Raw genomic sequence first — 13,087 nt, 5'->3', positions numbered from 1 at the left:
GCGCTCCGGCTGCGAAGTTTCTTTGAGGGGCTCCTTGTGTTCTCCAGGGTCCCTTCGCCGGGTGGTGCCTGGAAAAGGATCACCTTTTCAAGCACGTCCTTAATTTAAATTCTCATTTTTGCCGGAATATCAATTTTTTTTCAACTCTTGATTCCTTTTGATAGGAAAAAACGGGCCCGTTTCTCTGCGTTGCGAGGCTGCCCGAAACCGGGTGCCTGCACCAAGTAGAGGGATAAAGGGGCTGTCTGGCGTGGGAGGCTCCGCACATCTCGGGGCCTGCGATTTTTACGCGACGGCATTGACGGGGAGGAGGCGGGTTTGATTAATGGATGAACCGAAGGGGGTTATGTCGGCTTTACCTAAACCACGGCTTTGATCCACCGCCCAGATACACCAGGCAGTTTGCCGATGTCAGAAATTGCGCGATCGACGGCGCAGGCGCAGATCCGGAAGCGCCATCATCATGATGCTCAGGTTTGTTTGCCGAGAAGGTGGAGATCATCGCCCTGGGCACCAACGCCGTGGCCACGGCGCAGATGCTCAAGGCCGGTGCCAACCGTGGGGCGTCCGGAGAAAACGCCATTGTCCGGAGCGTCCAGCATTGCGATGTGGCCACCGGGCCCTTGGGGATTGTCATGGCCCATGCCCTAATGGGGGAGGTGACTCCGGCCATGGCCGAGGCCATCTCCGGCTGTGCGGCCAGAAAGGTGCTGCTGCCCCTGTCCCAGGACAACGTGGAGGTGGTGGGGGTGCACAAGGCTCCCTTGCCCCACCTGGTGGATGAGTTGATTGAATCGGGGTTGAAAACCCTGTTGAATTGATGCCCTCGCAGCCAGCGCCGCTTATGCGGTGTTTTTCTTGACGGTGCGAGACCGGCATGTTTCAGTATGACACCGGCGATTGACGCGCGCATGGACCCAGCAGGGTTCATGCCCTTATGGATAAACGTAGAAATGGTTGCCGGATGAATCGCGTAAACGGAGGTATCCCATGTGTGAAGCCAGTGCCTATATCATTACCGACGGCGAGCCGAAACTGATTATGGAGTCGGTGGACGTGGCCGTTCCCACGGAAGAGGGGGAACTCAAGCTCATCAATATTTTCGGCGAGCAGCGCTTCATCAAGGGGGCCATCGAGTCCCTCTCCCTGGTGGATCATAAGATCTTCATCCGGGAGACAGGGGCCGCTCTCTGACGCAGGCAAGGCGCAGGCCTCTAAGCCCGCGCCCCCTCAAATGGCCTTTTTCCATGCCCGTTACCCCTGGAAGGTATCGCATGTATTCAATGAACTCGGAGAGGAGCCGACGGCTGACCACAAAGATGTGGCCCGCGTTTTTCTCGATGGTTCGGTTCAGCCCCCCCTTTGTCTCGGTTCGTCTCTCTTCGGTTCCCCACAGCTCGCTGGGTCGCCACAGGCCCCGGCGGTGAGAGACCGGGACGAGGTTGGTAGTCGAAAAGGGCCACGCCCATGCGTGAGAGGGAGGTCATGGACACGGGCTTGCCGTGGAGCTCCGGAACGGGAGAGGAGAGGGGGTAGGTCCCCTTTTCGATGGCGCTGTCCATGAAGAGGTCTCCGATCCAGGTGAGGTGGGAGCGCGTGCCGAACCGGGTGCCGTGGGTGAGCCAGTAAAAGAAGGGGGCCGCTTCCAGGAGCTCTTCCGCCTTTCCCGCCCGCTGGTAAAATCCCCGCCTGACAAAGTACCGCACCCCGGGCTGGATCTCGTTCATGCCCGCATCGATGATCTGGGGTGGCACCCCCACCCCGCCGTACATCTCCGCAATGAGGGCCGGGTCGTAATCGTGCCGTATCACGTCCCGCATGGGCCCCTGGCCGCTCATCCCGTCGTTGAACCGGATGGGGGATAACCGCCCCCACCGGGTTATACCCAGTGCGCTTTCAGGCCCCTTCCTCTCGCTGGTTCCGGGCCAGCCAGGGGAGCAGCAGAGTCCCCCCCATGCAGTATCCCATCACACAGATCTCTTCCCCCGGATGTTCCTTTTGGGACCCAGCCCATGTTGGCCTTGCCCTACCCGTTTTTCCAGAAATCCAGGTCCAAGCCGTCGGATTTTTCTCCTGGCTCCCCGGCGTTGTTCCAGGCAGATGCTGCAGCCCGGCGCCCAGACAGGGCCTCCACGCATTTCCCCGGGACGAACAGGGACCCGGCTCGTCGATCAGGGGGCTGGCAAAGGCAAGGAGCTGGCTCGGCCCCTTGGGGGGTGAGGTACCGCCGGAGGGTGCAGGGCCCCAGGCGGGAGCCCTTCACCACCTCGTAGGGGGAGACCCCGATGATGCCGCCGGTGGTGCGCTCGGAGAAATCCTTGACGTAAAAGGCGTCGTGACGAAACAGGTTCTCCAGGCGCTTTCTGGCGATGGTGAGGTAGGTCTCAAAGGAGAGGGTTTCGCCTTCGGCGTAGGGCAGAGGCCCGTCGACGCGCTCTTCGGTGACGGCCATCACCAGGGTGGTGAGGAGCTCCCGCAGGGCTTTCAGGGCCGAGAGGCCGAAGGTGCCGTAGGCACACTCCAGATAGCGAAAGTTTTCCACCTGCTGGCTGAACCGGCGCCTCAGGGCGCTGGTGACCATCACCTGGCGGGCTTTATCTTCCGAAAAGTGGCCGGTTTCATCCATGAACTCTCCGGTGACGTCCCGGAGCATGGAGGCGTAGAGGCGCTCCACCAGCTCATCGGAGTAGACAAAGGTGTCCGGGTTGTCCCCCCGCATGGAGGCCACCTGGGCGTGGGTGCGGATGGGGCGGGTGACGGTGGCCTCCAGGGTGTCGTGGCTCCACTGGGCCCAGGTGGAGCCGGGCATGGCCAGGCTCCTTCATGCCGTCGCATCAAGCGAGCGCACGGCGCCGCCCACGATGCGGCTCATCATGGGGATGTGGGTGTCGTACCCCTCCCGGTTGTCCACCGGGGAATAGACCAGGGAGCGAAGCATTCTGTCGGAACGGTTCATGGCATATCCTTGTCTGTTCGGGGAGGCCCCCGAAGGGTGTGTTTTGGGGTGTCGGGTTGGCGTGCTCTGTGGGAATGCGTGTGCCCAGGGCCTTGGCGTGGCCGCCTTGAAGGGGCAAAAGGGCCGCCTGGCAGGTGGGCCCTTGTCACTGCCATAGTAGCTCAAACCATGGGATTTGCGTAGGAAAAAGTGAGGAGGGGACGCCCTGGGGTGGCCGCTGCCGGCGGAAGGTGCCGGCAGCATGGGCGGGAGTCTTTACTCCTTGAAGAGATCGAAAAATTCCAGGGTCCTGCCTTTAAAGAGCAGGTCCTGGGAGCGCTGGGTAAAGGCCAGGGCCTCCCGGGTCATGCGGTGGTTGTGGATGGGCATGGGGTCACCTCAAAGAGCGGGTCCAGGGGGCCCTCGCGCAGGTAGGTTTTTGTCTCCCCCGACCCAAGGAGGTTGATCTCCACCACGTGGTCCCCTTCCACCCAGCCCAGAAGGCCATGGTGGTAGTAGTCGGCAGCCCGGGGGCCGGGTTTCAAGAGGGATCGGCCGGTAAAGGCGGGGATCTCACCCCCCAGAAGGTGGGCCACGGTGGGGGCGATGTCCCGCTGGGAGACCAGGGCGTTGATGGCCCCGGGGGCCACCGAGCCGTCGGTGGCAAAGAGGGTAAAGGGAATGAGGTACTGGGTCAGGGCCGGCCCTGTGACCTTTGCGGTGTGGTCGGCCAGCAGGACAAAGAGGGTGGGGCCGAAGGCGGGGTCTGCCTCGTAGGCGGTGATGAACCCTTCCAGGGCCTCGTCTGCAAAGCGCAGGACGCTCAAGTTCCGGTTCAACGGGGTGTCCATGCCGAAGGCGGGGGCCACCGAAGGGGGCAGGGAGTCGTGAGGGCGGGAGCGTCGGCACGGCCAAGGTATGCTTTTGTGGCCTTGAGTTTTTTCAGGATAAAGGCGTAGAGGTCCTGGTCGTAAACCCCCCAGCGGTTGGTGCCTAAGGATCGCTCACTGATCTCCTCCTTGCCGTAGCTCTCCTGGAACCCCAGCCTCTGGGCAAAGGCCCCGGTGCCGCTGGTGTCCTTGCGGGTTCCCTGGAAAAAGAGGGTGCTCCAGCCTTTGTCCGAAAGGCTCTGGGCCAGGCTCCGGTAGGGGTAGGTGGTGAGCTGGCTCTTGGCCAGGCTCTGACCCAACGGGTTCTGGTAGGAGCAGAAGGTGGTGAAGATCCCTTCTGTGGTGCGATGCCCCCCTGCCACCATGGCGTCGGCCCGGAGTCCCCGGGTGGCGAGGTTGTCGAAAAAAGGGGTGGTCTCGTGCTCGTACCCGTAGCTCTTCATCAGGGCCGCAGGCCAGCTTTCCAGAAGGAGCACCACCACGTTGACGGGCCGAAAAGTCAGGGCCTCTTTGGTGGGGGCGTCCGGGTAGAGACGGGCAAGGGTCCTTCGCTGGTCGTCTGTGGAGACGGGGGCCGGCATCGGGATCTGGGTTATCTTGTCCCGGTTGCGAAAAAGGTAATAGAGGCCGCTGTAGCCGCCGTTAAGGGCCAGGGTGGCCTGGACAGGATCCCCGATTTTGTAAGCAAACAGGGGCTTCATGGGAAGGCCGGTGACCCCACCGCGTACGGAGATGACAAGGACGGCCGCCACCACCAGGCTGGCCAGGCCCCCCTTGATGAGTCCGAGCCGGGCCGGGGTCTCCTTGAGGACCCAGCCCCGGGCTTTGAAGATGGTCCCAAGGGCCAGCCCCAGCAAAATGAACCCTCCCAGGGTGACGGAGGCGTACTGGGTAAAGGCCGTGGCCACGAGGCTCCCAAAGTCCGTGGCCGCGTCGGAGAGTTCGTAGCCGATGTGCCGGCTGGCATCATGGAAATACATGATGTCCGAGGTCTGGAGAGCCACAATGGCTGTTGCGGCAAGGCCCAGTGGGGCTAAAACCCATCGTTTTTTCTTAAGGCTCAGCACGGCCCCTATCAGGAGGCACAGAAGGGTAAAAATGGCCGCCTGGGCCAGGTCAAACCGAAGGCCCCAGATCAGGCTGTAGGCGGCTTTGGAGGCGGAGAGCCCGGCAAAACTTTCCCGATGGCAAAGGTAGAAGAACACCCGCAACAGGGCGCCAAGCCCGGTTAATCCCAAAAACGATACCGTGAACAAACGAAGCCATACCATGAACTCTTGAACTCTCCATAATGGATGATGGGGTTACGAAAACCTGCGTTTTTATCCGTGTGAACCTCACACGATTGGCGGAGTCTACCCCATGAGCCGTGGCAATGTAAATGCTTGAAATACGGTATGCTGCGGTGAGAGCGCTTCCTTACGGCGTATGGTACCGCCAGAGACCCTTTTCTGCGGTGCGGGCCAGGTCTCCTTCCCGGAGAAGGTAGAGGAGGGTGGCCTCGATCCAGCCCTGGGCAATGCTTCGTTTCAGGGGGGCCATGCGGGGGTAGTAGTCTCGGACCAGGCTCCGGCCGGTGAGACCTTCGGGCCCTGCGGTTTCCACCTTTTCCCGGATCTCGGCCAGCCGTTTTTTTCGGTGAGAGATAAGATGGGTGGTGCGCTTGATCGGATCGGTGACGGGCCGCCCGTGGGCCGGCAGGATGAGGCGCAGGCCGGGCAACTCCCGGATGGTCTCCAGGGTTTTTTGGTAGGCGACAAGGTCGGATCGGGGCGGACCCAGCCAGGTGGTGATGTCCGCCAACACGTTGTCACCGCCCAAAAGGAGGCCCGCCTCTTCATTCCAGAGCATGATGTGGACGTCGCAGTGGCCGGGACCGGCCAGGACCTCCCAGATGCCGGCGTCGGTTTCAAGGCGGTCTCCCACGGCCAGGGGAGAAAAGGGCCCGGTGACCGCTCGGATGCCCATGGAAAGGGAAAAGGCCTCGTCCATGAGGCGGCCTCCCAAAGACCTTAAGGCCTCTTTCACGGCACCTGCCCTGGGACGAAGGGCGCTTGCCCCTTCCCGGTACGCTGCCCGGTAACACGCCCGGGTGCGGACCAGGGGCACCATGGCCTCGGTGAGACGCACTGTCATGCGGTGTCGCTCCGCCAGGGCCGAGGCCCCGGAAAAATGGTCCCAGTGGGCGTGGCTTGGAAGGACCTGCCGCACCCGAGAGTCGGTCCGGTTCTCCAGGTCCAGGAGACACCGGGCCACATGGGCCACAGCCCCCCTGGTGCCGGAGCCCGCGTCAAAGAGGAGCCCGTCTTTTCCGGGCAGGGCGTAGAGGTTCATGGTGAAAGGGACCCAGCCCTTGCGCACCTGCTGGCGGATCCGGAACACCCCGGGTGCCATCTCATCATAACCGGCCATACCTAATCTCCGATGATCTTCACAAGGACCCGCTTGGGGCGCCTGCCGTCAAATTCGCCGTAAAAAATCTGCTCCCAGGTGCCGAAATCCAGGGCGCCCTCGGTGACGGCCACCACCACCTCCCGGCCCATGACCTGCCGCTTCATGTGGGCGTCGGCGTTGTCCTCCCCCACGTTGTGGCGGTACCCGCTCACCGGCTCATGGGGGGCCAGCTTTTCCAGCCATACCTCGTAGTCGTGGTGGAGCCCTTTCTCATCGTCGTTGATAAACACCGAGGCCGTGATGTGCATGGCGTTGACCAGCACCAGGCCTTCCTTTATCCCGCTTTCCGCAAGGCACGCCTCCACGTCCGGGGTGATGTTGATAAAGGCCCGCCGGGCAGGCACCTCAAACCAAAGCTCTTTTCGATAACTCTTCATGGATGGTCTCGTTTGTGTTCAGGGTAAACTCAAGGAAAATCAAAAAGGCCTCCGGCAGCAAGGCGGAGCCGGGATCGCGAAAACACCTCGAAAGCATATTGCCCTTGCGCTTTGTCCCTCGGTCCTCGGGCAAAAGCGCAAGGGCCTTGGATTCAGACGGCGTCCGTCAGGCAATGTGATGAGCCAGAGGAACGAAGGCTCAAGAGCCATTTCCGACCTTACTTATATTCCCAGCAGGTCCGCAGCGTTTTTTCCTAAGATTTTTTGCCTCAGGGCCTCATCTGCCACGTGGCCTTCGACCTCTTTGAGGTAGCGGGAGGGCCGGATGAGGGGGTAGTCGCTTCCGAAGAGGATGCGGTCTTCGCCTGCAAGGCGGGCCGCGGCCTCATAAATCTCGGCATCGTAGAGATAAGGGGAGGCGGCGGTGTCGAACCAGAGGTTGGAAAGGGTCTGTTTGGCCTCTTTCTTGAGCAGGTTGAAAAAGAAGATGCCCCCGCCCCAGTGGCAGAGGACGATGCGGTTGTCCGGGTACCGGGCGGCCAGGTTGTAGATCTGCCCCAAGGTGATGGGGGTCTTGCCCGGGTAGGCGTGGCCCACGGGCTCGTTGGCGTGGATCACCACGGGCACATTTGCCTCCCGGCAGAGCCCCATGACGGGCTCCATGAGGTCAAGGGCCTCAGCATCGATGCCGGAGTGGTAAAAGGCAAGCTCCCCCACCCCTTTACATTATCATCCAGGCAGCGGGCGGTCTCGGCGGCCGCGCCCTTGGCGCCCAGGTCAAAACAGGCCATGCCGATGAGCCGGTCCGGATCGTTTCGTACCGCCTCGATCACCGCGTCGTTGTTGTCCCGGAACCTTTTTTCGCTGCGCCAGGGAAACCCGAAGATCACCGATTTGTCCACCCCGTCTTCGTCCATGACGGCGATGAGGGCCTCGGCGTCCACCATGGCGGACTTGGGGGATTCGTAGAGCAGGGCGAATTCGGGCTCGTCGGCCAGGTGGGCGGCGCGGTTTTGTATCACCTCGTCCTGAAACACATGGGTGTGGAAATCAATGACCATGAAAATCTCCTCCCGTGGAATGCGTTTGGTAAAAAAGAAGCACAATTTCCACGTGTTGTAACACCGCTGACGGAAAATGAAAACGTCAAAGCCGGTGCAGGGCCTTTGTGTGACCCTGGAAGGTACGCCGGGGGCAACCCGTTTTTGCGATGTTTTGCCTCAAGGATGAAACGCTCTCAATGGTGGAGGCAGAGCCTCAGTGCATCATTCCCAGGCGGAGCCTGGGAACGAAAGCTATCCTGATACAAGCTGTTGCCCCTTGCCCTCGGTATTCACCACGGGCGAAGCCCGTCAGGGAATGCGATGAGCCTGAGGAACGAAGGCGAAAGAGCATTCACGAACCTGGGGTCCAGGGGTGGCGAAGCCACTTAGGCTAAAAATCCCCTGCCCGCCGGAGGCTTGTTATTTGTTTTTGCCCTGTCCTTCCTACCTGTCCCATCCCCCCTGCTGCCTGAGCTCTTCCACAATCTCTTGGGCCTGGTGGGTGAGGGTCAGCAGGTCCACCTTGTTGACTTTGTTGACGGGGAACTGCTCGCCCACGGGCCAGAAGTGGACGTGGCAGGGGCGCTTGTAGGAGGCGATCTGTTTGCAGTGGGCGGCCAGCTCCTCTTCGGTGACGCACCCCTCTTCCGTGGGCTGCACAAAGGCAAAGACCCCGTCGGTGAAGAGGTCGTGGGGGGCGCCCACCACCTGGGCCTGGCTCACCTTGGGGTGGCGGGTGAGGTGGTCGGCCACCTCGTCCGGGAAGACCAGGTAGCCCTTGGGCTTGATGACAAACTTGCGGCGCCCGGCAAAGACGATGGCTTCGTAGCCGCCCATGGGTTTTAAAGAGCCCATGTCCCCTGTGTAGAGGATACCTTCGGTGGTGCGGCAGGCTCGGGTGGCCTCCTCGTTGTTGACGTAGCCCAAAAAGACAATGCCCCCCTCCACGCAGATCTCGCCCACCTCGCCTTTGGCCACCTCCTCGCCTGCGGTTCCGTCCGGGTTCATGGGCTTGCGGATGGTCACCGGGGCCAGGTCCGGAAAGAACTGTCCCACCTGGCCGGACATTTCGGAAACGGAGATCCCCTTGGGGGTGGCGGAGAAGAAGCCGCCGGATTCGGTCATGCCGTAGGCCGTGCCAAAGAGGGGGGACATCTCGGCCAGCTGCTCTAAAAAGGCCGTGTCCACGGCGCTGCCGCCGTAGAGGGCAAACCGCAGGCTGCTGCGGTCGTAGGATTCGTAGTCGGGCAGGGCCCAGAGCATGCGGAAGTGGGTGGGGACTCCGCCGATGAAGGTGCTCCGGTAGGTTGCCATGGCTTCCATGGCCTTGTCCGGGGAGAAAAAGCCCATGGAGCACACGGAGCCCCCCGCAAACCAGGCGCTCATGGGGCCCTGGGAGGTGCCTGCCACGTGGCTGGTGGGCATGACGTTTAAAAGGCGGAAGTTGGTGCCGTAGAGGCTGGCGCCCCGGCCGGCCACCATGTTGTTGATGAGGATGTTTTCGTGGCAGAGCAGGGCAGGCTTGGGGTCCCCGGTGGTGCCGGTGGTGAAGATGATAAGGGCCGGGTCGCGGGTGGTGAGGGTGTTTTCCACGCTGCGCACGGCGTCTTTGAGGGCGCCGTCCTGTCTGAGGGCGTCAAGGGCCTCTTCCCCGAAGAGGCTGTCGAACCCAAGGGATCCCTCGGCCATCTCCTCGGGCAGGCCAAAGGGCATCCACTGGACGATGTGGGCAACCGAGGGACACGCCTTCTTGACGGCTTCGACCACCTCGGTGAAGTCTTTCATGGGGGTGGTGCCCGGACAGAAAAACGCTTTGGCCTGCACCTTGCCGATGTCCCGCACCACCTCGTGGGGCTGGAGGCGGATGTCCACAGGAGAGATGATGACCCCGGCCTTGAGGCAGCCGTAGACCAGGAGGAAGAACTCCGGCACGGCCAGGAACTGGGTGACAAGGATGTCGCCTTTTTCAAGCCCCATTTTTGTCAGGGCCATGGCGTAGAGGTCGCTGGCCTCGTCAAACTCCCGGTAAGAGAAGCGTTGCCCGGTTTCCGCCGATATCAGGGCGTCGTTTGTGGGGGTCTGCTTTGCCCATTTTCGCACATAATCCGAGATGAGGGGGAGCTGCCAGCTGTCGTAATCTTTGATCTCCGTATCTGTCGTCATTTTCTCTCTCCTTTGCCTTTGTTCGCATACCAAACAACCATCAAGGTCATAAACCTCTGACACGGGTGGTGTAAAGCTTTTTGGGGCAAGGAGAGCCCGGAGCGGAAAAGCCTGCGGCCAGGGGCATGGGGCCAAAGGGCGGAAATAGAACCCTGGCAGGGCTGCAACGCGTTGACATAAAAACGTATTCCATGCCACGATTGGGGTGTGCCACTCCCTTTAACACGCAAGGGCTTTCCTTTTTTATGGAGGTGTTCATGCGATACCGGGTTGTCAGCGAAGAGCTGGAGCACGACGGTCGGGCCTCGATCCATTTTGCCCTGCTCGTCTGCGTCATGGGGGTGTACGGAGGGCAGGTGTGCCCGGTGGTGGAGAGTTTTCCCCTCTGGCTCTGGGGACTTCACCTGCTGGTGCTGCTTTGTGTGTGCCGGGGGCTTCGCATGGCATCAAGCCGGTGGGTCTTTACGCGGGTGGGGCTCCAGCGGCAGGTGGGGGTGCAGCTGGTGGTGGACCTTTCCCTCTTTGCCCTGGCCGGGTACGGCATCGGGGTCCACAACATGGTGCGCTACGGCGCGGACATGGAGAGCACCCTCAGGCTGGGCACCGGGTTTCTGATCATGGGTTTTTTCATCGGCGCGGACCTGGCCCTGACCCAGGATCGCCTCCTGGCCCTGAGGCGCGGGGGCAACCCCCTGGCCGTTGCCGTGCCGCTGTTGACGGTCCCCCAGAAGTTTACCCTGGTGACGGTGATCTCCCTGTTTTCCGTGATGGTGATCCTCTACTTCGTTATCTCCTTTGACCTGAACTGGCTCATGACCGTGGGCATCGACAACCTGGCCATGGCGCGGCGGGCGGTCCTGGCCGAGATCGGCTTTATCATCCTCATCCTGGCCGCCTACACGGCCAACCTCATCGTCACCTACGCCAAGAACCTTCGCCTTTTTGTCTCTGAAGAGACCCGGACCCTCACGGACGTGGCCCAGGGAAACCTGGACACCCGGGTGCCCGTGGCCTTTAACGACGAGTTCGGTATCATCGCAGGGTACACCAACCGCATGATCGAGGGCCTTAAAGAGCAGAACGCCGCCATGGAGCTGCTCCGGGATGTGATCATCAACAGCATGGCCACCCTGGCCGAGACCCGGGACAACGAGACCGGTGCCCACCTTCGCCGCACCCAGCACTACGTCCGCCTGCTGGCCGAAGAGATGGCGGAGTCCCACGACCTGGATGGTCGTCTCATCGATCTTTTTTACAAGACGGCCCCGCTGCACGACATCGGCAAGGTGGGGGTGCCCGACGCCATACTCCTGAAACCCGGGCCCCTGACCGAGGCGGAGTTTGAGATCATGAAAAAGCACACCACCTACGGGGAGGAGGCCATTGCCCGTGCCGCCGAGCAGATGGGGGAAGACGCCGCGTTCCTCATTCATGCAGGGGAGATCGCCTCGGCCCACCACGAAAAGTGGGACGGCAGCGGCTACCCCAGGGGCCTGTCCGGCACGGCCATCCCCTTGTCCGCCCGGCTTATGGCCCTGGCCGATGTTTACGACGCCCTGTGCTCGGAGCGTGTCTACAAAAAAGCCCTCTCCCACGAAGAGGCCAAAATGTTTCTCATGGATCAGGGAGGCTCCCACTTCGACCCCGACGTGGTGGCGGCGTTTCTAAGGTGTGAGGCGGCTTTTATCCGGGTTGCCGAGCGGTTCCGGGATGAGGTAGAGACAACGCCTTGATGGTGGGTAACGTGAGTGGAAAAAGCAGGCCTCCGGCGGCCCTGCCGGGGACCAAGCTTTTGAAAAGTTTGATAAACAGGTTTTGTTGTTTGAGGATTCGTCCCTGCAGGGCATAGCCCATCTTCTTTTTTACTTTATCAAGGCGCTTCTCTTCAGCACCTGTGGGGCTGAAGAGAAGCGCCTTGATTACCGGAACGTTTTTGCGGAGCTTTTTTCAAAAAGCGACCCGCCGGAGGCAGCTGGACTTTTAATTGCGCTGGCCCCGGAGCCGAGCCCTTAGGTTCTTTTTTTCGCGTCTTTGAGGTATTTGGCCACGTCCCGCCATTTTTCTTTTTCGATGCGGTCGGCGGTTTTGGCGTCCCGGTCGGAGAGGAAGGTGAGCTCCAGGCGCATTTTAAGGAAGTTGGAGAGGCGGTCCGGGGCCAGGGTGCCCTCTTCCACGGCACGAATGACGTTGCAGCCGGGTTCGTGCTGGTGGGAACAGTCGTTGAAACGGCATCCTGCGGCGAGGTCTTCGATGTCGGGGAAGGTGTCTTTGACGCCGCCCTCTTCGTCGGAGAGGGAAATTTCCCGGATGCCGGGGTTGTCGATGATCATGCCCCCGGAGGAGAGAAAGATCATGTCCCGGGTGGTGGTGGTGTGCATGCCCTTGCCGTCGAAGTCGCTCACCTCGCCCACGATGCGGATCTCATCACCGGCGATGGCGTTGACCAGGCTGGACTTTCCGGCACCGGAGGAGCCCATGAGGCAGACGGTCTTTCCTTCGCTGATGTACGGGGCCAGCTCGTCCACGCCATGGCCGTCCGTGGAGGAGATGAGGTGTACGGGCACGCCCACGGCAACCTCTTCCACCTCGGCCTTGAAGGGGGCGGGGTCCTCGTGGAGATCGGCCTTGTTCAGGATCACCACCGGGGCCATGTTGCTGTTGTAGATGAGGGTGAGGTAGCGCTCGATGCGCCGCAGGTTGTAGTCCCGGTCCAGGCCGGTGACGATGAAGACCGTGTCGATGTTGGAGGCGATGACCTGCTTGGCCTTGGGGGCGGCGTCCAGCTTGCCCCGCCGTCCGGCGGCTCCCCTGACCAGCTGGTTTTTCCGGGCAAAGACCCGGGTGACCACCCCGTCCTTTTCAATGACAAAATCACCGGGCACGGGAAAGAGAGTGTTCTTGCCGTGGCCCCGGACAATGCGCCCACGGGCCTTGACCACCACCTCTTCCTCTCCGTCATGGATGCGGACGTGGTTTTTCTGCAGGCCCGTGACCCGCGCAAGGCGGCCGTTGACCTTTTTCAGGGCCTTTTTCTGGTCTTCAAAAAACTCATCCCATCCCATGGTGGAAAGGTGCATCCGTTCTTGTCTCCTTGGCTTGCGGGGGCTTTTGCCTCCGGCGGGTCGCTTGTTGATAAAAGCTCCGCAAAAACTTTTCGGTTGAATGTTCGATACGTTTAAAACGCGCCAGCGTGCCGCTAACGTTCGGTCTTCGGCAGGGCCGCCG

The 13,087-nt window shown here is 61.4% G+C and carries 14 protein-coding genes; 3 read left to right on the top strand and 11 right to left on the bottom strand.

Going from position 1 to position 13,087, the window contains the following annotated elements; all coding sequences use genetic code 11:
• Window positions 1-476 precede the first annotated feature (476 nt).
• Together ACOYW1_RS26970 and ACOYW1_RS26965 are read left to right on the top strand one after the other, a co-directional pair.
• Window positions 477-821, top strand: coding sequence for a DUF3842 family protein (locus ACOYW1_RS26970; RefSeq protein ID WP_482420421.1), 345 nt, complete (start codon window positions 477-479; stop codon window positions 819-821).
• Between the two features lie 169 nt (window positions 822-990).
• Window positions 991-1,194, top strand: a complete 204-nt coding sequence (locus ACOYW1_RS26965) for a CooT family nickel-binding protein (RefSeq protein ID WP_180138051.1) — start codon at window positions 991-993, stop codon at window positions 1,192-1,194.
• A gap of 86 nt (window positions 1,195-1,280) precedes the next feature.
• Here the strand turns inward: ACOYW1_RS26965 and ACOYW1_RS26960 are convergent, their stop codons facing one another.
• The 10 genes from ACOYW1_RS26960 to ACOYW1_RS26915 all read right to left on the bottom strand — a co-directional run bounded on the left by ACOYW1_RS26960 (window position 1,281) and on the right by ACOYW1_RS26915 (window position 9,862).
• On the bottom strand, window positions 1,281-1,820 hold the full coding sequence (locus tag ACOYW1_RS26960) for a hypothetical protein (protein ID WP_482420420.1): 540 nt from the start codon (window positions 1,818-1,820) through the stop codon (window positions 1,281-1,283).
• A 206-nt stretch (window positions 1,821-2,026) separates the two neighbouring features.
• Complete coding sequence (locus ACOYW1_RS26955; protein ID WP_482420419.1) at window positions 2,027-2,809, bottom strand: hypothetical protein; 783 nt, start codon at window positions 2,807-2,809, stop codon at window positions 2,027-2,029.
• 12 nt (window positions 2,810-2,821) lie between these two features.
• On the bottom strand, window positions 2,822-2,956 hold the full coding sequence (locus ACOYW1_RS26950) for a hypothetical protein (protein WP_482420418.1): 135 nt from the start codon (window positions 2,954-2,956) through the stop codon (window positions 2,822-2,824).
• A 344-nt stretch (window positions 2,957-3,300) separates the two neighbouring features.
• Window positions 3,301-3,786: a hypothetical protein gene (locus ACOYW1_RS26945; protein WP_482420417.1), complete on the bottom strand. Its 486-nt coding sequence runs from the start codon at window positions 3,784-3,786 to the stop codon at window positions 3,301-3,303.
• Window positions 3,771-5,096 carry an LTA synthase family protein gene (locus ACOYW1_RS26940; protein ID WP_482420416.1) on the bottom strand — a complete coding sequence of 442 codons (1,326 nt, stop codon included), beginning with the start codon at window positions 5,094-5,096 and terminating at the stop codon, window positions 3,771-3,773. Before ACOYW1_RS26940 ends, ACOYW1_RS26945 begins: the two co-directional genes overlap by 16 nt.
• A 148-nt stretch (window positions 5,097-5,244) precedes the next feature.
• Window positions 5,245-6,237, bottom strand: coding sequence for an MBL fold metallo-hydrolase (locus tag ACOYW1_RS26935; protein ID WP_482420415.1), 993 nt, complete (start codon window positions 6,235-6,237; stop codon window positions 5,245-5,247).
• Between the two features lie 2 nt (window positions 6,238-6,239).
• A complete protein-coding gene (locus tag ACOYW1_RS26930; RefSeq protein ID WP_180138043.1) occupies window positions 6,240-6,656 on the bottom strand; it encodes a secondary thiamine-phosphate synthase enzyme YjbQ in 417 nt (138 codons plus the stop codon).
• Between the two features lie 222 nt (window positions 6,657-6,878).
• Window positions 6,879-7,373: an amidohydrolase family protein gene (locus ACOYW1_RS26925; protein WP_482420414.1), complete on the bottom strand. Its 495-nt coding sequence runs from the start codon at window positions 7,371-7,373 to the stop codon at window positions 6,879-6,881.
• Window positions 7,271-7,717 (bottom strand): amidohydrolase family protein, encoded by a 447-nt coding sequence (locus ACOYW1_RS26920; RefSeq protein WP_482420413.1) that lies wholly within the window; start codon window positions 7,715-7,717, stop codon window positions 7,271-7,273. Before ACOYW1_RS26920 ends, ACOYW1_RS26925 begins: the two co-directional genes overlap by 103 nt.
• 426 nt (window positions 7,718-8,143) lie before the next feature.
• A complete protein-coding gene (locus ACOYW1_RS26915) occupies window positions 8,144-9,862 on the bottom strand; it encodes a class I adenylate-forming enzyme family protein (protein ID WP_482420412.1) in 1,719 nt (572 codons plus the stop codon).
• A 257-nt stretch (window positions 9,863-10,119) separates the two neighbouring features.
• Between ACOYW1_RS26915 and ACOYW1_RS26910 the strand changes: the two genes are divergently transcribed.
• Window positions 10,120-11,595: an HD-GYP domain-containing protein gene (locus ACOYW1_RS26910; RefSeq protein WP_482420411.1), complete on the top strand. Its 1,476-nt coding sequence runs from the start codon at window positions 10,120-10,122 to the stop codon at window positions 11,593-11,595.
• A gap of 276 nt (window positions 11,596-11,871) precedes the next feature.
• Here ACOYW1_RS26910 and rsgA read toward each other — a convergent pair whose 3' ends face one another.
• Entirely contained in the window at window positions 11,872-12,939 is a 1,068-nt protein-coding gene (rsgA, locus tag ACOYW1_RS26905; RefSeq protein ID WP_482420410.1) for a ribosome small subunit-dependent GTPase A, read from the bottom strand.
• Between the last annotated feature and the right edge of the window lie 148 nt (window positions 12,940-13,087).

Source organism: Desulfoluna sp. CYM3A (assembly GCF_056829965.1).
This window is presented reverse-complemented; position numbering and strand designations above follow the sequence as displayed.

Excerpts from the sequence above, each read along its gene's own strand:
- ACOYW1_RS26910 (WP_482420411.1), top strand. The coding sequence starts at position 10,120 with ATGCGATACCGGGTTGTCAGCGAAGAGCTGGAGCACGACGGTCGGGCC.
- ACOYW1_RS26920 (WP_482420413.1), bottom strand. The coding sequence starts at position 7,717 with ATGGTCATTGATTTCCACACCCATGTGTTTCAGGACGAGGTGATACAA.
- rsgA (WP_482420410.1), bottom strand. The coding sequence starts at position 12,939 with ATGCACCTTTCCACCATGGGATGGGATGAGTTTTTTGAAGACCAGAAA.
- ACOYW1_RS26950 (WP_482420418.1), bottom strand. The coding sequence starts at position 2,956 with ATGAACCGTTCCGACAGAATGCTTCGCTCCCTGGTCTATTCCCCGGTG.
- ACOYW1_RS26940 (WP_482420416.1), bottom strand. The coding sequence starts at position 5,096 with ATGGTATGGCTTCGTTTGTTCACGGTATCGTTTTTGGGATTAACCGGG.
- ACOYW1_RS26915 (WP_482420412.1), bottom strand. The coding sequence starts at position 9,862 with ATGACGACAGATACGGAGATCAAAGATTACGACAGCTGGCAGCTCCCC.
- ACOYW1_RS26930 (WP_180138043.1), bottom strand. The coding sequence starts at position 6,656 with ATGAAGAGTTATCGAAAAGAGCTTTGGTTTGAGGTGCCTGCCCGGCGG.
- ACOYW1_RS26960 (WP_482420420.1), bottom strand. The coding sequence starts at position 1,820 with ATGCGGGACGTGATACGGCACGATTACGACCCGGCCCTCATTGCGGAG.
- ACOYW1_RS26945 (WP_482420417.1), bottom strand. The coding sequence starts at position 3,786 with ATGGACACCCCGTTGAACCGGAACTTGAGCGTCCTGCGCTTTGCAGAC.
- ACOYW1_RS26955 (WP_482420419.1), bottom strand. The coding sequence starts at position 2,809 with ATGCCCGGCTCCACCTGGGCCCAGTGGAGCCACGACACCCTGGAGGCC.
- ACOYW1_RS26965 (WP_180138051.1), top strand. The coding sequence starts at position 991 with ATGTGTGAAGCCAGTGCCTATATCATTACCGACGGCGAGCCGAAACTG.
- ACOYW1_RS26935 (WP_482420415.1), bottom strand. The coding sequence starts at position 6,237 with ATGGCCGGTTATGATGAGATGGCACCCGGGGTGTTCCGGATCCGCCAG.